This window comes from Streptomyces viridochromogenes DSM 40736, assembly GCF_000158955.1.
GTDB classification, from domain to species: Bacteria; Actinomycetota; Actinomycetes; order Streptomycetales; family Streptomycetaceae; genus Streptomyces; species Streptomyces venetus.
Genome location: NZ_GG657757.1, coordinates 6,458,066 through 6,478,958 on the forward strand (window position 1 = coordinate 6,458,066; position 20,893 = coordinate 6,478,958).

At 69.5% G+C, this 20,893-nt stretch carries 12 protein-coding genes, 1 tRNA gene, 1 rRNA gene and 2 pseudogenes; 13 read left to right on the forward strand and 3 right to left on the reverse strand.

What is annotated here, in order from left to right:
- Positions 1-384: 384 nt before the first annotated feature.
- From rrf to SSQG_RS28560, 3 genes are all read left to right on the forward strand, one after another.
- Positions 385-501: ribosomal RNA gene (gene rrf, locus SSQG_RS28550) — 5S ribosomal RNA — on the forward strand.
- Positions 502-615: 114 nt separating this feature from the next.
- The gene (locus tag SSQG_RS28555) at positions 616-1,278 is read left to right on the forward strand and encodes a DegT/DnrJ/EryC1/StrS family aminotransferase (RefSeq protein ID WP_039933797.1); all 663 of its coding nucleotides are present in this window, start codon (positions 616-618) and stop codon (positions 1,276-1,278) included.
- Positions 1,279-1,350: 72 nt separating this feature from the next.
- Positions 1,351-1,423, forward strand: a tRNA-Thr gene (locus SSQG_RS28560).
- 45 nt (positions 1,424-1,468) lie between these two features.
- Here SSQG_RS28560 and SSQG_RS28565 read toward each other — a convergent pair.
- Positions 1,469-4,220 (reverse strand): annotated as a pseudogene (locus tag SSQG_RS28565) (SpoIIE family protein phosphatase).
- Between the two features lie 380 nt (positions 4,221-4,600).
- Here SSQG_RS28565 and SSQG_RS28570 point away from each other — a divergent pair.
- From SSQG_RS28570 to SSQG_RS28615, 10 genes are all read left to right on the forward strand, one after another.
- Positions 4,601-10,075 (forward strand): HAMP domain-containing protein, encoded by a 5,475-nt coding sequence (locus tag SSQG_RS28570; RefSeq protein ID WP_003993387.1) that lies wholly within the window; start codon positions 4,601-4,603, stop codon positions 10,073-10,075.
- Between the two features lie 307 nt (positions 10,076-10,382).
- Positions 10,383-11,063, forward strand: coding sequence for a response regulator (locus SSQG_RS28575; protein ID WP_003993389.1), 681 nt, complete (start codon positions 10,383-10,385; stop codon positions 11,061-11,063).
- Between the two features lie 127 nt (positions 11,064-11,190).
- Complete coding sequence (locus SSQG_RS28580; protein WP_003993390.1) at positions 11,191-13,941, forward strand: DNA translocase FtsK; 2,751 nt, start codon at positions 11,191-11,193, stop codon at positions 13,939-13,941.
- Between the two features lie 266 nt (positions 13,942-14,207).
- Positions 14,208-15,062 (forward strand): helix-turn-helix domain-containing protein, encoded by an 855-nt coding sequence (locus SSQG_RS28585; RefSeq protein WP_003993391.1) that lies wholly within the window; start codon positions 14,208-14,210, stop codon positions 15,060-15,062.
- Between the two features lie 93 nt (positions 15,063-15,155).
- A complete protein-coding gene (gene rimO / locus SSQG_RS28590) occupies positions 15,156-16,637 on the forward strand; it encodes a 30S ribosomal protein S12 methylthiotransferase RimO (RefSeq protein ID WP_003993392.1) in 1,482 nt (493 codons plus the stop codon).
- A complete protein-coding gene (gene pgsA, locus SSQG_RS28595) occupies positions 16,634-17,554 on the forward strand; it encodes a CDP-diacylglycerol--glycerol-3-phosphate 3-phosphatidyltransferase (protein WP_003993393.1) in 921 nt (306 codons plus the stop codon). The genes rimO and pgsA overlap by 4 nt, the downstream gene beginning before the upstream one ends.
- Complete coding sequence (locus SSQG_RS28600; protein WP_003993394.1) at positions 17,551-18,096, forward strand: CinA family protein; 546 nt, start codon at positions 17,551-17,553, stop codon at positions 18,094-18,096. The genes pgsA and SSQG_RS28600 overlap by 4 nt, the downstream gene beginning before the upstream one ends.
- A 109-nt stretch (positions 18,097-18,205) precedes the next feature.
- Positions 18,206-18,586 carry a helix-turn-helix domain-containing protein gene (locus SSQG_RS28605; RefSeq protein ID WP_003993396.1) on the forward strand — a complete coding sequence of 127 codons (381 nt, stop codon included), beginning with the start codon at positions 18,206-18,208 and terminating at the stop codon, positions 18,584-18,586.
- Positions 18,587-18,819: 233 nt separating this feature from the next.
- Positions 18,820-19,290 carry a Dps family protein gene (locus tag SSQG_RS28610; protein ID WP_003993397.1) on the forward strand — a complete coding sequence of 157 codons (471 nt, stop codon included), beginning with the start codon at positions 18,820-18,822 and terminating at the stop codon, positions 19,288-19,290.
- 166 nt (positions 19,291-19,456) lie between these two features.
- Positions 19,457-19,726 carry a hypothetical protein gene (locus tag SSQG_RS28615; protein ID WP_078506937.1) on the forward strand — a complete coding sequence of 90 codons (270 nt, stop codon included), beginning with the start codon at positions 19,457-19,459 and terminating at the stop codon, positions 19,724-19,726.
- 35 nt (positions 19,727-19,761) lie between these two features.
- Here SSQG_RS28615 and SSQG_RS28620 read toward each other — a convergent pair whose 3' ends face one another.
- Both SSQG_RS28620 and SSQG_RS28625 read right to left on the reverse strand, forming a co-directional pair.
- Positions 19,762-20,526, reverse strand: coding sequence for an SDR family NAD(P)-dependent oxidoreductase (locus tag SSQG_RS28620; RefSeq protein WP_039933799.1), 765 nt, complete (start codon positions 20,524-20,526; stop codon positions 19,762-19,764).
- A gap of 32 nt (positions 20,527-20,558) precedes the next feature.
- Positions 20,559-20,893: pseudogene (locus SSQG_RS28625) on the reverse strand (DNA glycosylase); the annotation flags it as partial.

Genomic DNA, 20,893 nt, shown 5'->3' on the forward strand with positions numbered 1-20,893 from the left:
GTTCGGTCCCTATCCGCTGTGCGCGTAGGAATATTGAGAAGGGCTGTCCCTAGTACGAGAGGACCGGGACGGACGAACCTCTGGTGTGCCAGTTGTTCTGCCAAGGGCATGGCTGGTTGGCTACGTTCGGGAGGGATAACCGCTGAAAGCATCTAAGCGGGAAGCCTGCTTCGAGATGAGTATTCCCACCTCCTTGAGAGGGTAAGGCTCCCAGTAGACGACTGGGTTGATAGGCCGGATATGGAAGCACGGTAACGTGTGGAGTTGACCGGTACTAATAGGCCGAGGGCTTGTCCTCAGTTGCTCGCGTCCACTGTGTTGGTTCTGAAACCACGAACGGCCCCACGCTGCCACGCGTGGTGCGGCTGAACAGTTTCATAGTGTTTCGGTGGTTATAGCGTAGGGGAAACGCCCGGTTACATTCCGAACCCGGAAGCTAAGCCTTACAGCGCCGATGGTACTGCAGGGGGGACCCTGTGGGAGAGTAGGACGCCGCCGAACAAATATTGAATGGGTTGGACCCGTAACTTCGGTTACGGGTCCAACCCTTTTTTGTTGCGCGTCACTTGAAGTTCACATTGTGCGATCAGCATCCACAGCATGGGTACTGCTGCGATGCTCAGGGCCGCCGGTGTCGGACTCGGTGACGAGGTCGTCGTGCCGGCCTTCGGGAACGTCGAGGTCGCCGAGGCCGTTGCCATGGCCGGGGCGATGCCGGTGTTCGCCGACATAGATCCTGTCACCTACTGCCTCGACGCGGCCGCTGTGGAAGCGGCCGTAACTCCGCGGACCGCCGCGGTGGTTGTCGTCCACCGCTTCGGGCGACTCGCCGACCTCGGGCGGATGCACACGCTGGGAGCGCGACAAGGACTGCTCGTCCTGGAGCAGGGAGAGTCCGAGGCGCCGTACGACGAGATCGCCCAGCGCAGGGAGCGGGCGGCCTATCTCCATGCGAAGTTGAGGGGTGTGCGAACGCCGGACGACGGTGACGGGCACACCTACCAGCAGTACGTCGTGCGGGTACCGGGCAACGGACGGCCGGACCGTGACGCCTTCGCACGGGCCGTGCGGGCCAAGGGAGTCGAGTGCCGCGTGCCGGTGAAGACGCCGGTGCACCGCCTGCCCGAATTCCGGCGCTGTGTGTCCCTCCCGGAGACGGAGCGGGCTGCTGACGAGACGCTCGCGCTCCCCGTGGACGCGACGCTGACGAAGCGGGACATGCAGCGGATCGTGTCCGCCTGCAATGCCCTCGGAGGGCTGCTGCAGCCGGCCTTCTGACGTGGTTGGGGGCACGGGTCTGTTCGGGGTATGATCTATTCCGTTGCCGCGGGGAAAACCCCAAAGCGACAGGCCCCTATAGCTCAGTCGGTAGAGCGTCTCCATGGTAAGGAGAAGGTCAGCGGTTCGATTCCGCTTGGGGGCTCCGGAAAAAAGGCCCCACCCTCACGGGTGGGGCCTTTTGCATGTCCTAGTCCTTGTGGAGGCCCGGGACGCGCATCGCCAGGATCGCCATGTCGTCGGACGGGGCGTCCGATGCGAAGCGTTCCACCGCGCGCATGATGCGGGCCGCGACCGCGCCGGCCGTGAGGCCCGTGCACGTCGTGAGGACATCGGCCAGGCCGTCGTCGCCCAGCATGCGGGCGCCTTCACGGCGTTCGGTGACACCGTCCGTGACGCACAGGAGGACATCGCCCGGATCGAGGGTGACCGTCTGCTCGTACAGCTCCAGGTCCTCGATGACGCCGAGCAGCGGCTGGGGCTCGGCCGCCGGTTCGACCGAGCCGTCCTGGCGCAGGCGCAGCGGGAGCGGGTGGCCGGCGCAGACCACCTTCAGCTCCGCACTGCCGTCCTCCTGCGGGCGCATCTCGCCGTAAAGGAGCGTGAGGAAGCGACTGCGGGCGCCCTCGTCGAGGATGGCGGAGTTGAGGCGTTCCAGGACCGCCGGGCCGCTGAGACCCTCGCGGGCCAGGAGGCGCAGGGCGTGCCGGGCCAGGCCCGTGACCGCCGCCGCGTTCGGGCCCGTACCGCAGACGTCGCCGATGGCGAAGCCGTAGGAGCCCTCGCTGATGGGGAAGACGTCGTAGAAGTCGCCTCCGACCTCGTTGCCCTCGCCGGCCGCGCGGTAGATGACCTCGACCTCGACTCCCCTCGATCGTGGGAAGTTCCGGCGGGAGGAGGCTGCGCTGGAGGGACTGGCTGATGGCGGTGCGCTCGGAGTAGAGGCGGGCGTTGTCCAGGGCCAGGGCGGCTCGGCGGGACAGGTCCTCGGCGAGCTCCAGGATCTCCTGGCGGAAGTGCTCGTCGGTCGGCTTGCCGAGCGTCAGCATGCCGATGACGCGGTTGCGGGCGACCAGGGGCAGGACGACCGTCTCGCCTCCGACGGCGGAGGCCGTGGCGAGGGTCGGGCCGATGCCCGGGGTGACCTGGTGGGTCGGGCCGCCACTGAGGCCGAGGCTGCGCATGGAGCTGCGCAGAGCCGCCTGGTGGGCGACCTCGCCGGGAGCCGTCCAGACGCGGGCGCCGGGCGTGGGGACCGGGTCGGGCGGAGGCACCTTCGACAGCAGGGACTTGATGCCGTCGATGAGTTCCTCGTCCTCGTGCAGCACGTACGAGAGGTACGGCTCGGAGGCCTGGTCGGCGATCGTGTAGACGGCGCACCAGGTGGCGAGGGTGGGGACCGTCATCTGGGCCATGAGGGCCAGGGTCTGGTCGCGGTCCAGGGTGCCGGCCAGCAGGTCGGACGCCTCGACCAGGAAGCTGAGGGAGCCGCGGCGCAGGCGTTCCAGTTCACCCAGACGGGCCGATTCGACGGCGAGGGCGATGCGGTCGGCGGCGAACTGGAGGCGCAGTGCCTCCTCGTTGGAGTATCTGGCGGGGGCTTCGGCGGCGACGCCGAGGGAGCCGGTGAGGCGGCCCTCCACCTTCAGCGGGACGGTGACGACGGAGCGCATGCCGGTGCCGTTCAGCAGTGGCACCGCACCGGGGACCGCGGTCAGGTCGTCGTGGACGGCAGGCATGCGGGCCGAGCCGTAGCGGCCGGGGCCCGCCTCGACGGGGACGCGGGCGAAGCGCTGGCGGGCCGAAGGGAGGCCGGTGGAGGCGCGGACCTCCAGTTCCGTCTCGTCGTCGGTGGCGAGCAGGAGGAACGCCGAGTCGCCGTCGAGCATGTCGCGTGCGCGTTCGACCGTGCGCTGGAGGAGGCCGTCGAGGTCGTCCGGGGCGGGGGAGCCGATGAACACCTCGAAGGGGTCGGTGCTCTGGCCCTCGGAGGTGGTGGCGCTGTCGGCCGGGACGCGCAGGGGCGTCTGGAGAACGGCCCGTTCGTGGTCACGTACCAGGAGGCACACGGTTGACGGCTCGCCACCGGTGTCGCGGACGCGCAGGTGGGAGGCGTAGACGGGGGTGACGCGGCCGTTGGAGGCGCGGATGCCGTAACTGCCTTCCCAGCGGGAGAGTTGGAGGGCCTCCGCGATGCCGGTGCTGGTGCCGGGGGTGTGGGGCCAGGCCGCGAGGTCGGTCAGGGGCTTGCCGGTGACCTGCTCGGCCGGGTAGCCGAAGAGTTCCTCGGCGTCCTCGCTCCAGGCGGTGACGTGGCCGGTGCGGTCGATCTGGACCACGGCCACGCGGACCCGGCCGTCGGCGAGGGGGAGGAGGTCGGCGGGGAGAGCCGGGCCGGCCGCGCGGGTGCCCACGACGCGGGCGGGGAGGTCGAGCCGGAACCAGACCGTCTTGTGGGTGGGGGTGTACTCGACGCCCCAGCGGCCGGCCAGCGCCGCGCACAGCTGGAGGCCGCGGCCGCCCTCGCGGTCGGGGCTGCCCATGTTGACGGCCGTGCCCTGGAGCGGGATCTCACGTTCGGGATAGCGGTCGGCCACCTCAATGCGCACGCCCTCGTCGCTGCGCAGGCAGAGCAGGTCGGCGGAGGTGCCGGCGTGGACCACGGCGTTGGTCACCAGTTCGCTGGTGAGAACGACGGCGTCGTCGACGATGTCGGCGAAGCCCCAGCCCTGGAGGGTGTCGCGGACGAACGAGCGGGCGCTCGCGACAGATCGTCCGACGGGCTCGAAGCTGGCGGCCGCGCGCGCGGTGATCACAGAACTCCTCGACCGGTTCTCGACGTGCTGGGCTGCGTGGCCGACCGGCTCGAGCCGCTGGTGCGGCAGGTCGCCCGTCGGCCGGGGTTCCGGGGGCTGTCCCCCAGGGATCAGTCCGGTGGTCATGTGTGCGGCCGCCCCTCCGATGCCCGCTCGTCTTCGTGCCACCGCCCAGGCCGGACGGACACCGGCGTGGCTGGACAGCCGGATGCAAGGTTACTTACCTTCGCGGTCCGTGCGGATGCCGGTCTGCAGTGTTTCCGTCCGGAGGGTGTGCGGACGATGTGCGAAGCTGCCGAACTGTTATGGCCTGGTTCGGCCAGGGTGAAACACTGGGCAAGCTTCTTGTGAAGGTCCGGGCAGGCTGAGTGTCTTCTGCGTAGGGCGGGCAGCAGCCCCCTGGGCACGGCCTGGTATGCAGGGCGGAGAATACGCAGTAGTAACCGGTACGCCGAGCGTGGTACCCGAGCACAGCAGTGACGGTCGATCCCTGCGGGAGGGACACAGTGGAGTCTGGCGCAGCGACGCGTGGGAAGAAGGCGCGCGCGAAGGGCGGACAGTCCCCGAGCCACCCGAGCCACCCGGGCAAGGCGCGCAACGGCACCACCGAGGTGGACACGGCGGCCCTGAACCGGCTGATGGCGGCCCTGGTGTCCATGCGGGACGGGAATTTCCGCAAGCGGCTCACGGTGTCCGGGGACGGCGTGATGGCCGAGATCGCGGCCGTCTTCAACGAGGTGGCCGACCGCAATCTGCACCTGACGGGTGAGCTGTCGCGGGTACGGCGGATGGTGGGCCGCGAGGGCAAGCTGACGGAGCGGCTGGAGACGGGTGCCTGCGAGGGCTCCTGGGCGACCGCGATCGACAACTCGAATGCGCTGGTGGACGACCTGGTCCGGCCGGTTTCCGAGGTCAGCCGGGTGCTGTCCGCGGTGGCCGAGGGTGATCTGTCGCCGCGTATGGAGTTGCGGACGCAGGTGCAGGACGGGAACGGGCAGCCGTTGCGCGGCGAGTTCCTGAAGGTCGGGCGGACCGTCAACAACCTGGTCGACCAGCTGTCGACGTTCACCGACGAGGTCACGCGTGTGGCCAGTGAGGTGGGCACCGAGGGCAAGCTGGGCGGGCAGGCACGCGTGCGTGGCATGTCGGGTTCCTGGCGGGACCTGACGGACTCCGTCAACACGATGGCGTACCGGCTCACCGCTCAGGTGCGGGACATCGCGCTGGTGACGACGGCCGTGGCCAAGGGTGACCTGTCGCGCAAGGTCACGGTCCAGGTGGCCGGCGAGATGCTGGAGCTGAAGAACACCGTCAACACGATGGTGGACCAGCTGTCCGCGTTCTCCTCCGAGGTGACCCGGGTGGCCCGTGAGGTGGGTACCGACGGCGCGCTGGGCGGTCAGGCCCAGGTGCCCGGGGTCGCGGGTGTGTGGAAGGAACTCACCGATTCGGTGAACACCATGGCCGGGAACCTCACGGCTCAGGTGCGTGGAATCGCCGAGGTGACGACGGCGGTCGCCAACGGTGACCTGTCGCGCAAGGTGACGGTGCAGGCGCGCGGTGAGGTCGCGCAGCTCGCCGAGACGATCAACCAGATGACCGAGACGCTGCGGATCTTCGCCGACGAGGTCACGCGCGTGGCCAACGAGGTGGGCGCCGAGGGGCGGCTCGGCGGACAGGCGAACGTGCCGGGCGCGGCGGGGACGTGGAAGGACCTGACGGACTCCGTCAACACCGTCTTCCGGAACCTCACCACACAGGTGCGGGACATCGCCGCCGTGACGACGGCGGTGGCCAACGGTGATCTGTCGCAGAAGGTCACGGTCGACGTGGCCGGCGAGATGCTGGAGCTGAAGAACACCGTCAACGGGATGGTGGACCAGCTGTCCGCGTTCGGTGCCGAGGTCACGCGTGTGGCGCGTGAGGTCGGTGTCGAGGGTGAGCTGGGCGGTCAGGCGCAGGTGCCGGGTGCGGCGGGGACGTGGAAGGACCTGACGGACTCCGTCAACACGGCGTTCCGGAACCTCACCGGGCAGGTGAGGAACATCGCACAGGTGACGACGGCGGTGGCCAACGGTGATCTGTCGCAGAAGGTCACGGTCGACGTCTCCGGCGAGATGCTCAAGCTGAAGAACACCGTGAACACGATGGTGGACCAGCTGTCGTCCTTCGCCGACCAGGTGACCCGGATGGCCCGGGACGTGGGCACGGAGGGCCGCCTTGGTGGTCAGGCCCAGGTGGACGGTGTGTCGGGCACGTGGAAGGAGCTCACGGACTCCGTCAACTCCATGGCCGGGAACCTCACCTCCCAGGTGCGGAACATCGCGCAGGTGACGACGGCCGTGGCCCGGGGCGATCTGTCGCAGAAGATCGACGTCGACGCGCGCGGCGAGATCCTGGAGCTGAAGAACACCATCAACACGATGGTCGACCAGCTCTCCGCGTTCGCCGACCAGGTGACCCGGGTGGCGCGCGAGGTGGGTACGGACGGGCGGCTGGGCGGTCAGGCTCAGGTGCCCGGGGTCGCCGGTGTGTGGCGGGATCTGACGGATTCCGTGAACGGCATGGCCGGGAACCTCACCGCGCAGGTGCGGAACATCGCGCAGGTGGCGACCGCGGTGGCGCGGGGTGACCTGTCCCAGAAGATCACCGTGGATGCGCGCGGCGAGATCCTGGAGCTCAAGAACACGCTGAACACGATGGTGGACCAGCTGTCGTCGTTCGCCCAGGAGGTCACGCGAGTGGCCCGTGAGGTGGGTACCGAGGGCATCCTGGGCGGTCAGGCCGAGGTGCAGGGTGTCTCCGGCACCTGGAAGGACCTCACCCAGTCCGTGAACGGCATGGCGAACAACCTGACCATCCAGGTGCGCAACATCGCCGAGGTCACGACCGCGGTGGCCCGGGGCGATCTGTCGAAGAAGATCACCGTCGACGCCAAGGGCGAGATCCTCGAGCTCGTCACGACCGTGAACACGATGGTGGACCAGCTGTCCTCCTTCGCCGAGCAGGTGACCCGGGTGGCCCGTGAGGTGGGTACCGAGGGCATCCTGGGCGGCCAGGCGCACGTTCCGGGTGTCACGGGCATCTGGAAGGACCTGAGCGACAACGTCAACCTGATGGCCAAGAACCTCACCACGCAGGTGCGGAACATCTCCCAGGTCTCGGCGGCGGTCGCCAACGGTGACCTGACGCGGCAGGTCACGATCGAGGCGCGCGGTGAGGTCGCGCAGCTCGCGGACACCATCAACACGATGGTGAAGACGCTGAGTTCGTTCGCCGAGCAGGTCACCAAGGTGGCCCGTGAGGTGGGCACGGACGGCATCCTCGGCGGGCAGGCGCATGTGCCGGGTGTGGCCGGTACGTGGAAGGACCTCACCGAGTCCGTGAACCAGATGGCGTCCAACCTGACCGGTCAGGTGCGCAACATCGCCATGGTGACCACGGCCATCGCCAAGGGTGACCTGACGAAGAAGATCGACATCGACGCGCGCGGTGAGATCCTGGAGCTGAAGACGACCATCAACACGATGGTCGACCAGCTGTCGTCCTTCGCGGAGGAGGTCACCCGCGTCGCCCGCGAGGTGGGCACGGAGGGGCAGCTCGGCGGCCAGGCGCGCGTGCGTGACGTCGACGGGACGTGGCGGGACCTGACGGAGTCCGTGAACGAGATGGCCGGGAACCTGACCCGGCAGGTGCGTGCCATCGCGCGCGTGGCGACCGCGGTGACCCGCGGCGACCTGAACCTGAAGATCGACGTGGACGCGTCCGGGGAGATCCAGGAGCTCCAGGACTACATCAACAAGATGATCGCCAACCTGCGCGACACCACGATCGCCAACAAGGAGCAGGACTGGCTGAAGGGCAACCTGGCCCGTATTTCCGCGCTGATGCAGGGCCGTCGCGACCTGGAGGACGTGGCCTCGCTGATCATGAGCGAGCTGACGCCCGTGGTGTCCGCGCAGCACGGCGCGTTCTTCGTCGCCATGCCGCTCGTCGACGGCGAGGACATGAGCGCCGCGGACGAGGACCAGTACGAGCTGCGCATGCTCGGCAGTTACGGCTACTCGATGGGCTCCATGCCGACGTCGTTCCAGCCGGGTGAGGCGCTGGTCGGGACGGCCGCGGAGGAGAAGCGCACGATCCTGGTGGAGAACGCGCCGAGCGGCTATCTGAAGATCTCCTCGGGGCTCGGTGAGGCACCGCCCGCGCAGGTGATCGTGCTGCCGGTGCTGTTCGAGGGCAGCGTGCTCGGCGTCATCGAGCTGGCGTCCTTCACGCCCTTCACACAGATCCAGAGGGACTTCCTCAACCAGATCGCGGAGATGATCGCGACCAGCGTCAACACCATCTCCGTCAACACCAAGACCGAGCTGCTGCTGGCGCAGTCGCAGGAGCTGACCGAGCAACTGCGTGAGCGCTCGGCGGAGTTGGAGCAGCGGCAGAAGGCCCTCCAGGCGTCCAACGCCGAACTGGAGGAGAAGGCCGAACTGCTGGCCCAGCAGAACCGCGACATCGAGGTGAAGAACACCGAGATCGAGGAGGCGCGGCAGGTCCTGGAGGAGCGCGCCGAGCAGCTCGCGGTGTCGATGCGGTACAAGAGCGAGTTCCTGGCGAACATGTCGCACGAGCTGCGTACGCCGCTCAACTCGCTGCTGATCCTCGCCAAGCTGCTCGCGGACAACGCCGAGGGGAACCTCTCCCCGAAGCAGGTGGAGTTCGCCGAGACCATCCACGGTGCCGGGTCCGACCTGCTCCAGCTGATCAACGACATCCTCGACCTGTCGAAGGTCGAGGCGGGCAAGATGGACGTCTCCCCGACGCGTATCGCGCTCGTCCAGCTCGTGGACTACGTGGAGGCCACGTTCCGCCCGCTGACCGCGGAGAAGGGCCTGGACCTGTCCGTGCGGGTCTCGCCGGAGCTGCCCGCCACGCTGCACACCGACGAGCAGCGGCTGCTGCAGGTGCTGCGCAACCTGCTGTCGAACGCGGTGAAGTTCACCGACTCGGGGTCGGTGGAGCTGGTCATCAGGCCGGCGCGGGACGACGTGCCCCAGAAGATCCGGGAGCAGCTGCTGGAGACGGGGTCGCTGACCGATCCGGACGCGGGGCTGATCGCGTTCTCCGTGACCGACACCGGGATCGGCATCGCCTCCAGCAAGATGCGGGTGATCTTCGAGGCGTTCAAGCAGGCCGACGGCACGACCAGCCGCAAGTACGGCGGTACGGGCCTCGGGCTGTCGATCTCGCGGGAGATCGCCCAGCTGCTCGGCGGTGAGATCTACGCACAGAGCGAGACGGGCCGCGGTTCGACGTTCACGCTGTACCTGCCGCTGCACCCCAGCGAACTGCCGCCGCAGGGCTACCAGCAGCAGCTGCCCGCCCTGGAGGCCGGTGGCCTGGTGGCATCGACGCCGGACCTGTCCGAGGCGTCCGACGTCGAGACGCCGCCCGAGGTGACGTCGTACCGCGAGACGCAGAACGGTCCGGCGGCCCTGTTCCGGCGGCGCCGCAGGATGCCGGAGCTGCCGCCGCGCCCGGCGCAGCCGGAGCAGTGGTCGCCGGCCGAGCATGAGACGGCGCCGAGGCCGCAGCGCGGTATCCGGTTCGGTGGTCAGAAGGTCCTGATCGTCGACGACGACATCCGCAACGTCTTCGCGCTGACCAGCGTCCTGGAGCAGCACGGCCTGTCGGTGCTGTACGCCGAGAACGGCCGTGAGGGCATCGAGGTGCTGGAGCAGCACGACGATGTGGCGGTCGTCCTGATGGACATCATGATGCCCGAGATGGACGGGTACGCCACGACCACGGCGATCCGCAGGATGCCCCAGTTCGCCGGGCTGCCGATCATCGCGCTGACCGCGAAGGCGATGAAGGGCGACCGGGAGAAGGCGATCGAGTCGGGCGCCTCCGACTACGTCACCAAACCGGTCGACCCCGATCACCTGCTCACGGTGATGGACCAGTGGATGCGAGGGGAGTGAGGGGAACGTTGGACCGTTGCGCAACGTTGGCGGGAAGGTTCGGTGTTCACACGCTGTTGCGGACTCGATGTGCGCATAGTCGTGTAGAAGTACGGGATCTGGGGAACCTTCTGGTCTCCTGCTGCGTTTCTGCTACGTGCACAGTGACATCGCGGTGACAGGGTGTGGCGACAGGCAGGGTGCGGCTACGATGACCGGCACAAGGACGGGCGGCGCAAGGGAGTCGTCCCCTGGGGCAGCACCCACCGGTGCATCCTCAGGTCCTGCGGACAGGGGAGGCCCCACGCCGGGGCGAGGAGGGCGGGCCATGGTGCAGAAGGCCAAGATCCTCCTGGTCGATGACCGGCCGGAGAATCTGCTTGCGCTGGAGGCGATCCTCTCTGCGCTCGATCAGACGCTGGTGCGGGCATCGTCCGGGGAGGAAGCGCTCAAAGCGCTGCTCACGGACGACTTCGCGGTCATCCTGCTGGACGTCCAGATGCCGGGAATGGACGGCTTCGAGACGGCGGCTCACATCAAGCGCCGGGAGCGGACCCGGGACATCCCGATCATCTTCCTGACGGCCATCAACCACGGGCCGCACCACACCTTCCGGGGTTACGCGGCCGGCGCGGTCGACTACATCTCCAAGCCGTTCGACCCGTGGGTGCTGCGCGCGAAGGTGTCCGTCTTCGTCGAGCTGTACATGAAGAACTGCCAGCTGCGTGAGCAGGCGTCGCTGCTGCGGCTCCAGTTGGAGGGCAACGGCAAGGACGCGGGCGGCGAGTCCAAGGAGTCGGCGGGGCTGCTCGCCGAGCTCTCGGCGCGGCTCGCGGCCGTCGAGGAGCAGGCCGAGGCGCTGACCAAGCAGCTCAACGACGAGTCGACGGACGCCGCGGCGGTGGCCACGGCGGCTCATCTGGAGCGCAAGCTCACGGGGTTGCGGCGCGCGCTGGACGCGCTCGAGCCGGGCACCGGGAGCACCTCGTCGGTCTCCTCGCAGAACTGACGCCCGGGCAGCCGTGGTTGCCCGCCCATGAGTGTGCGTCAATTTCTTGCCTCTCCCGGAGCGACACGAACGGGTGAAGCGGTAGGCACACGTGTCCCCCGTCGTCTCCCCCGGTAACCTCACACCCATGGCCTCACGTCCCTCCGCAGCCAAGAAGTCGCCCGCGAAGAAGGCGGCCGCTTCAGCGAAGGCTCCGGCGAAGAAGGCCGCCGCGAAAAGGGCCCCAGCGAAGAAGGCGCCCGCCAAGAAGGCCGCGGCGAAGAAGGTCGCGCCCAAACCGGCACCGAGCCCCACCGGAGGCGTCTACCGGCTGGTGCGCGCCGTCTGGCTCGGCGTCGCGCACGCCGTGGGCGCTGTCTTCCGCGGCATAGGGCAGGGCGCCAAGAACCTCGACCCGGCGCACCGCAAGGACGGCGTCGCCCTGCTGCTGCTCGGGATCGGGCTGATCGTCGCCGCGGGCACCTGGGCGGACCTCAAGGGCCCCGTGGGCGACCTGGTCGAGATCCTGGTGACCGGCGCCTTCGGCCGGCTCGACCTGCTCGTGCCGATACTGCTCGCCGTCGTCGCCGTGCGCTTCATCCGCCACCCGGAGAAGCCCGAGGCCAACGGACGCATCGTCATCGGCCTGTCCGCGCTCGTCATCGGCGTGCTCGGCCAGGTCCACATCGCCTGTGGCTCGCCGGCCCGAGGCGACGGCATGCAGGCCATAAGGGACGCCGGTGGCCTCATCGGCTGGGCCGTGGCGACCCCGCTGTCGTACGCCATGGGTGACGTGCTCGCCGTGCCGCTGCTCGTGCTGCTGACGATCTTCGGGCTGCTCGTCGTCACGGCCACCCCGGTGAACGCCATCCCGCAGCGGCTGCGCCTGCTCGGTATGCGGCTCGGGATCGTCCGCGACCCGGCCGACTACGAGTTCGGCGAGGACGACGAGCGCTACGACGAGCAGTGGCGGGAGGCGCTGCCGGCCCGGCCGCGCGGCAGGCGCACGCCGGCGCCCGAGGCGTACGACCCCGACAGCGCCGAGCAGGAGGCCCTCTCGCGGCGCCGCGGCCGGCCCCGGCGCTCCGCCGTGCCGCAGCCCGACATGGACCGGCCCAGAGACGCCGTGGACATCGCCGCGGCGGCCGCCGCCGCGCTCGACGGTGCCGTCCTGCACGGGATGCCGCCCTCGCCGATCGTCGCCGACCTCACCCAGGGCGTGCGGGTCGGGGACCAGGAACCCACCACGCCGACGCCCGTCCCGGGTGCCCGCCCCCAGCAGGAGAAGCCCAAGCAGGAGAAGGCCCAGCAGGAGAAGCCCGCGCAGGAGAAGCCGAGGCCGGGCGTCCGCGACCTCACCAAGTCGCCGCCCTCCGAGCCCCGTGACCTGCCCGCGCGCGCGGAGCAGCTCCAGCTGTCCGGGGACATCACGTACTCCCTGCCGGCGCTCGACCTGCTGGAGCGCGGCGGCCCGGGCAAGGCGCGCAGCGCCGCCAACGACGCCATCGTCGAGTCGCTGACCACCGTCTTCACCGAGTTCAAGGTGGACGCGAGCGTCACCGGCTTCACCCGCGGCCCGACGGTCACGCGCTACGAGGTCGAGCTCGGCCCCGCCGTGAAGGTCGAGCGGATCACCGCCCTGACCAAGAACATCGCCTACGCCGTCGCCAGCCCGGATGTGCGGATCATCAGCCCGATCCCCGGCAAGTCCGCCGTCGGCATCGAGATCCCGAACACCGACCGGGAGATGGTCAACCTCGGTGACGTCCTGCGTCTGGCGGAGTCCGCGGAGGACGACGACCCGATGCTCGTCGCCTTCGGCAAGGACGTCGAGGGCGGCTACGTCATGCACTCGCTGGCGAAGATGCCGCACATGCTGGTCGCCGGCGCCACCGGCTCCGGCAAGTCGTCCTGCATCAACTGCCTGATCACCTCGATCATGATGCGGGCGACCCCCGAGGACGTGCGGATGATCCTCGTCGACCCCAAGCGGGTCGAGCTGACCGCCTACGAGGGCATCCCGCACCTGATCACGCCGATCATCACCAACCCCAAGCGGGCCGCCGAGGCGCTCCAGTGGGTCGTGCGCGAGATGGACCTGCGCTACGACGACCTGGCGGCCTACGGCTACCGGCACATCGACGACTTCAACCGGGCCGTGCGCGAGGGCAAGGCCAAGCCGCCCGAGGGCAGCGAGCGGGAGCTCCAGCCGTACCCGTATCTGCTGGTCATCGTCGACGAGCTCGCCGACCTGATGATGGTCGCGCCCCGGGACGTCGAGGACGCGATCGTGCGCATCACCCAGCTCGCGCGAGCGGCCGGCATCCACCTGGTGCTGGCCACTCAGCGACCCTCGGTCGACGTCGTCACCGGCCTGATCAAGGCGAACGTGCCGTCGCGGCTGGCGTTCGCCACCTCGTCGCTGGCCGACTCCCGGGTCATCCTCGACCAGCCGGGCGCCGAGAAGCTGATCGGCAAGGGTGACGGGCTGTTCCTGCCGATGGGCGCGAACAAGCCGGTGCGTATGCAGGGCGCCTTCGTGACGGAGGAGGAGATCGCGGGCGTCGTCCGGCACTGCAAGGACCAGATGGCCCCCGTCTTCCGGGACGACGTCACGGTCGGCACCAAGCAGAAGAAGGAGATCGACGAGGACATCGGCGACGACCTCGACCTGCTGTGCCAGGCGGCCGAACTGGTCGTCTCCACCCAGTTCGGCTCGACGTCCATGCTCCAGCGCAAGCTGCGCGTCGGCTTCGCCAAGGCCGGGCGGCTGATGGACCTCATGGAGTCCCGGAACATCGTCGGGCCCAGTGAGGGTTCCAAGGCACGTGACGTTCTTGTGAAGCCTGATGAGCTGGATGGCGTGCTCGCCCTGATCCGGGGGGAGTCTGATGGGTAGGGAAACGGGACACACGGCGGTCGCCTCGCCGAGCGTGTACTGCAACCGGGTGTCCGAACCGTGACTCACCCGTAAGGGTTCGTCGAGCAACCGTTTCCCGCCGGTGTACGTCAAGTTGAGCGAAGCGAAAATGAGCGACCCCACCATCGGAATGTCGGGCCATTCCGATGGCCTACAAAGTGCCACCGCCCGCTTGCCCCACCCTTTTGATACCCCCCTAGACTGAACTTCCAGCACAGGCGGCTACACGCTCGAAAGGCGCCCCCGTGTCCATCGGCAACTCCCCTGAAGACGAGCGTCCGTTCGAAGACGAGCGCGTCGAAGAAGCCCGCGAGGAAGCCCGCCCCTCCATCGGCCGTGTCCTGCAGCAGGCACGTATCGCTGCCGGGCTGACCGTCGACGACATCAGTAGCGCCACCCGGGTCCGCATGAACATCGTGCATGCCATCGAGGCGGACGACTTCACCGCCTGTGGTGGCGACGTCTACGCACGCGGGCACATCAGGACCCTGGCGAAGGCCGTCCACCTCGACCCGGCGCCGCTGCTCGCGCAGTACGGCGACGAGCACGGCGGACGCCCGGCACCGACCCCGGCAGCCCCCCTGTTCGAGGCGGAACGTATCCGCCCGGAGCGGCGGGGGCCGAACTGGACGGCGGCCATGGTCGCCGCGATCGTCGCCGTGATCGGTTTCGTCGGGTTCACCATGTTCCAGGGCGGCGACGACGGCGGCGGCGAGGCCAGCGTCGCCGAGGGCGCCACGCCCACCACCAAAGGCTCCGCCTCACCGACCACCAAGACCAAGAAGCCCGCCGATCCCGAGCCCGAGCCGTCCGACAGCGCCATCGCGGCCGCGCCGCAGGACAAGGTGACGGTCCAGGTGGCCGCCGCCGACGGCCGCAGCTGGATCTCCGCCAAGGACCACAACGGCCGGCTGCTCTTCGACGGAGTCCTCAAGCAGGGCGACTCCAAGACCTTCCAGGACAGCTCGAAGGTGCACCTCGTCCTCGGCGACGCGGGCGCCATCGACCTCTTCGTCAACGGCAAGAAGATCGAGGACGACTTCAAGCCGGGCTCCGTGGAACGCCTCACGTACACCAAGGGCGACCCCGAGGCCGGGTAACTCGCCCGAAGGGGTGTCCGCCGCACGGGGTTGGCCGGGACCGGCCAACCCCGTCGACATGGGGTGTCGGTGGGACGAAGTACTCTTGAGCCCATGCCTGAACGCCGTACCGTCGCACTCGTCACCCTTGGCTGCGCCCGTAACGAGGTGGACTCGGAGGAGCTCGCAGGCCGTTTGGAGGCGGACGGCTGGCGGCTCGTGGAGGACGCCGAGGAAGCGGACGTCGCCGTCGTCAACACCTGTGGTTTCGTCGAGGCCGCCAAGAAGGACTCCGTCGACGCCCTCCTGGAGGCCAACGACCTCAAGGGACATGGCAGAACCCAGGCCGTGGTGGCGGTGGGCTGCATGGCCGAGCGGTACGGCAAGGAACTCGCCGAGGCCCTCCCCGAGGCCGACGGCGTGCTCGGTTTCGACGACTACGCGAACATCTCGGACCGGCTCCAGACCATCCTCAACGGTGGCATCCACGCCGCGCACACCCCGCGCGACCGGCGCAAGCTGCTGCCGATCAGCCCGGCCGAGCGTCAGGACTCCGCCGACGCGGTCGCGCTCCCCGGGCACGCCCCCGCGGACCTTCCGGAGGGCCTCGCTCCGGCCTCCGGCCCCCGCGCGCCCCTGCGCCGCCGACTGGACGGCTCCCCGGTCGCCTCCGTGAAGCTCGCCTCCGGCTGCGACCGGCGCTGCTCCTTCTGCGCCATCCCGTCCTTCCGCGGTTCCTTCATCTCCCGTCGCCCGAGCGATGTGCTGAACGAGACGCGGTGGCTGGCCGAGCAGGGCGTGAAGGAGATCATGCTGGTCTCCGAGAACAACACCTCCTACGGCAAGGACCTGGGCGACATCCGTCTGCTGGAGTCGCTGCTGCCCGAGCTCGCCGAGGTCGACGGCATCGAGCGGGTGCGCGTCAGCTACCTCCAGCCCGCCGAGATGCGGCCCGGCCTCATCGACGTGCTGACCTCCACCCCGAAGGTCGCTCCCTACTTCGACCTGTCCTTCCAGCACTCCGCGCCCGGCGTGCTGCGCGCGATGCGGCGCTTCGGCGACACCGACCGGTTCCTGGAACTGCTCGACACGATCCGGAACAAGGCGCCCGAGGCCGGCGTGCGCTCCAACTTCATCGTGGGCTTCCCCGGGGAGAGCGAGGCCGACCTCGCCGAGCTGGAGCGGTTCCTGAACGGCGCCCGGCTGGACGCGATCGGTGTCTTCGGCTACTCCGACGAGGAGGGCACCGAGGCGGCGACCTACGACGGCAAGCTCGACGAGGACGTCGTCGCCGAGCGGCTGGCCCGCGTCTCACGACTGGCCGAGGAACTCGTCTCGCAGCGCGCCGAGGAGCGTGTCGGTCAGACGGTGCACGTCCTCGTCGAGTCCGTGGACGACGAGGAGGGCGTGTACGGCCGTGCCGCGCACCAGGCGCCGGAGACGGACGGCCAGGTGCTGCTCACGAGCGGCGCGGGGCTGAGCAGCGGCCGTATGGTCGAGGCGAAGGTGGTCGGTACGGAGGGTGTCGACCTGGTGGCCGAGCCGCTGCAGAGCTCGTTCGCGTCGCCTGCGTGGAGTGAGGAGGCGGGCAGATGACCGGTGTCCCGGCATCCGCGGCGGGAGGCCCCTCCGGCGCGAGGAGGGCCGCCGCCGGTGCGGCTTCCCCGGCTGCTGCGGCCTCGGGGACGGTTCCCGGAGCGGCGGTCGGCCGTGCGGCCGCGCGGTCGGCCGACAACGGGGAGTCGTCCGGCGCGGGGCACGGGACGCCGTCCGGGGCGGGACAAGGTGGGCCCGCCGGGGCCGCCGCTGCAGGCGCGGAGGCGAGCGGGGCTGCCTCCGACGAGGATTCGGGGAGTGCCGTTCTCGACGAGCAGGGCGATGCGAAACCCCCGCGCGGCGCGAAGCTGGCGGCCGCGGCCGTCAACCAGGCCAGCGTCTGGAACATCGCCAACCTCCTGACCATGCTCCGGCTGCTCCTCGTGCCGGCCTTCGTCGCGCTGATGCTCGCCGACGGCGGATACGACCCGGCGTGGCGGTCCCTCGCCTGGGCGGCTTTCGCCATCGCCATGATCACCGACCTCTTCGACGGTCATCTGGCGCGCACCTACAACCTGGTCACCGACTTCGGGAAGATCGCCGACCCCATCGCCGACAAGGCGATCATGGGGGCGGCGCTGATCTGTCTGTCCGGGCTCGGGGATCTGCCGTGGTGGGTGACCGGCGTCATCCTCGGGCGGGAACTCGGGATCACGCTGCTGCGTTTTCTGGTCATCCGGTACGGCGTCATCCCGGCCAGCCGCGGAGGCAAGCTCAAGACCCTCACCCAGGGCGTGGCCGTAGGCATGTACGTGCTGGCACTGACGGGGTGGCTGGCCACTCTGAGGTGGTGGGTGATGGCCGCGGCGGTCGTTCTGACGGTGGTGACCGGACTCGACTATGTGAAACAGGCCATTGTGCTGCGCAGGCAGGGAATCGCCGAGCGCAAGGCCGCGTTGGAGGAGAAGGAAGCGTGAGTTCCACGGCCACTGACGTGGTGCGACTACTCACGGTGAAGGGCGAGACGCTCGCTGTCGCGGAGTCGCTGACCGGTGGCCTCGTGGCCGCGGAGATCACATCCGTCCCCGGGGCGTCCAAGGTCTTCCGCGGCTCGGTGACCGCCTACGCCACCGAACTGAAGCGTGAACTGCTCGGTGTCGACGCCACCCTGCTGTCGGCACAGGGAGCGGTGGATCCGCAGGTCGCGGCCCAGATGGCGGCCGGCGTGCGCAAGGCGCTCGGCACCGACTGGGGCATCGCGACCACCGGTGTCGCGGGACCGGAGCCGCAGGACGGGCAGGCCGTCGGGACGGTCTTCGTGGCCGTGGAAGGGCCGTTCGGAACCGATTCCGGTTCTGCCGGCGGCGGAAAAGTGAAGGCTCTGCGGTTGAACGGCGACCGCGAGGAAATTCGTAGAGAGAGTGTACGGAGCGTACTCGCACTGCTCCTGGAGGGGCTTGCGGGCGAACAGACTGGGAATGAGCGGGCACAGGATACGGAACGGAACGGGGGGTTTTGATGTTTGCAGCCCTGAGTGAACACGACATCGCTCCCCGCACGGCCGCGGCGCAAGGCGGTACGGTGGGGCGTAATGGATGCGGCTACGCGGTCCGAGGAGGGAGCCACCGATGATTCTGCTCCGTCGCCTGCTGGGTGACGTGCTGCGTCGGCAGCGCCAGCGCCAGGGCCGTACTCTGCGCGAAGTCTCCTCGTCCGCCCGAGTCTCACTCGGCTATCTCTCCGAGGTGGAGCGGGGGCAGAAGGAGGCTTCCTCCGAGCTGCTCTCCGCCATCTGCGACGCGCTGGACGTACGGATGTCCGAGCTCATGCGGGAAGTGAGCGACGAGCTCGCCCTCGCCGAGCTGGCCCAGTCTGCAGCGGCCACCCCCAGCGAGCCTGTACCCACGCCGGTTCGACCGATGCTGGGTTCCGTATCGGTGACCGGCGTGCCACCGGAACGGGTGACCATCAAGGCGCCCGCCGAGGCGGTGGACGTCGTCGCCGCGTGAGTGTTGCGCGTGGGCGCGGGTTTCCCGCGTGCGCGCGTGACGCCGACGAGGCGCTGAGAAGGTGTGTGAGGCCCCGGCCGGGCCTCTCCGGTGATCCGGAGGGGTGCCGTTCGGGGTTTTCGCTTTGGCGAGGGCTTCCGGGCGCCCGACTGTCCCTTTTCTGTGCGTTTGCCGGTGTTGCGTGCGGCGGTCATCGTTGAGGGGATGGCAGGGCAGTCAACGGAGGTGTGCGGATGTACGTCGTGAAGAGCCCGTTGTCCGACGCGAACCTCAAGACCGTGTCGGAGGCGTTGCAGGGCGCGCTTGTGGACCTGGTGGATCTCGCCCTCGTGGCGAAGCAGATCCACTGGAACGTGGTAGGGCCGCGCTTCCGTTCCGTGCACCTCCAGCTCGACGAGGTCGTCGACACGGCACGGAAGTATTCGGACATCGTGGCGGAGCGTGCCGCGGCGCTCGGGATCCCGCCGGACGGGCGTGCCGCGACCGTGGCCGTCGGCAGTGGGATCGGCGTGACGCCCGAGGGGTGGGTCGACGACACGACCGCCGTCGGGACCCTCGTCGAGGCGCTGGGCGCGGTGATCGCGCGGATGCGGGAGCGGGTCGAGGCCACCGGTGAGCCGGATCCGGTGAGCCAGGACATCTTCATCGGCATCACGGCGGACCTGGAGAAGCATCACTGGATGTTCCAGGCCGAGAACGGGTGACCCTGGCGGGCGCGGCAGCGGACGACGGCGACGGGCCGGCCGGGAGTTTCGCCGCTCGTGGTGTCGCGGCGCGGTGTGGCGGGGTGTGCGGTGCGCCTGTGTGCCGGTGGTGCGCCCTGCCCGCGCGCCCCGGTGGCCGAATGACGTCCGGCTGGAGGTTGCGGCCGTGACGGGGATAGGGCGCTGGGGGGTCCGCGGAGCGGTGCTGGGATTGGGGGCGCTGTGGTGGTGGGCCGTGGTGCGGCTGGTGGTCGTACCGGAGGCGGGGGTGCTGGAGGCGGCCGTCGCCGCCGGGGGCTGGGGGCTGAGCGTGCTGCCGGTGCACTGTGTGCCGAAGGCCCAGGCGAGTGGGGTGCTTGGTTCGGGGCGGTGGCGGAGGGTGTGGGGAGCGGGAGCCCGCGGGGTGGTGTCCCGGCGGGGTGAAGTCCGGGGGTGATGCGGGGGTTGCCGGCAGGTAGGGAGAGGTGGGCCTCACCACGGCATCGCCACGCCCCCGTTCGGGCGGAGGATCTGGCCGGTCGTGAAGGACGAGGCGTCGGATGCCAGGTGGAGGACGGCGTGGGCGATGTCGTCGGGGTCGCCGACCCGTCCGAGGGGTGACATCCGGGCCATCGCGCCCTCCGTGTGCGCCTGGGCCGCGTCGTCGTGGCGGTCGGTCATCGGGGTGCGGATCCAGCCCGGAGCGACAGCGTTGACCCGGATGCCGTACCGGCCGACCTCCGTCGCGAGGGTCTTCGTCAGCTGGACCACCGCCGCCTTGGCCGCGCCGTAGCAGAGCAGCCCGGGGCCGCCGGTGTCGACGGCGCCCGAGGCCATCGTGACGATGCTGCCCCGGGTGCCGAGCTCGATCATCAGGCGGGTCGCCTCCTGGCAGGCGTACAGCACTCCCTTGAAGTTCACGTTCAGCACCCGGTCGAGGTCCTCGTCCCGGGTCTCCAGTACCGGGCTGCTGTGCATGATTCCGGCGATCGCGGCCAGGACGTCCAGACGTTCGCAGGAGGTGATGGCCTGCCTCAGCCCGGAGCGGTCGGTGACGTCGAGGGGGTGGGTGTGGGCGGTGCCGCCCCGGTCCTTGATGAGGGAGGCCGACTCGTGCAGGCCGTCGGTGTCGCGGTCCGCACAGTGCACGGTGGCCCCCGCCTCGGCGAGCAGGAGGGCCGAGGCGCGGCCGATGCCGCTCGCGGCGCCGGTGACGAACGCGGTCCGGCCGGTGAGGTCGTACGCCGTGACGGGCATGTACGGACCGTACGAGCATTTCTGACGGGTCGTCAATTGGGGTGGCTGCGCCGGATTGCCGCCGGAGCGGGACCCGGCTGGCAGGTGGGGCACCAGTACGTGGGGCGTTCGCGGGAGCCGTCGCCCTGGTCGGCGACGCGGACGGAGGTGCGGCAGCGCAGGCAGGGGCGGGGAGCCCGGCCGTACACGAAGAGGTCCTGGCCGCGGCTGCCGGTCGTCCTGCGGATCGGGCGGTCGCGGTTTGGCCTCCAGCAGCCTCTTGGCCAGCTCGGGCAGCTTTGGCGGCGCGCTCGGCGGGCAGGTCGCCCACCGGGAGCCAGGGGGTGACGCCCAGCAGGAAGCAGAGCTCGCTCTTGTAGACATTGCC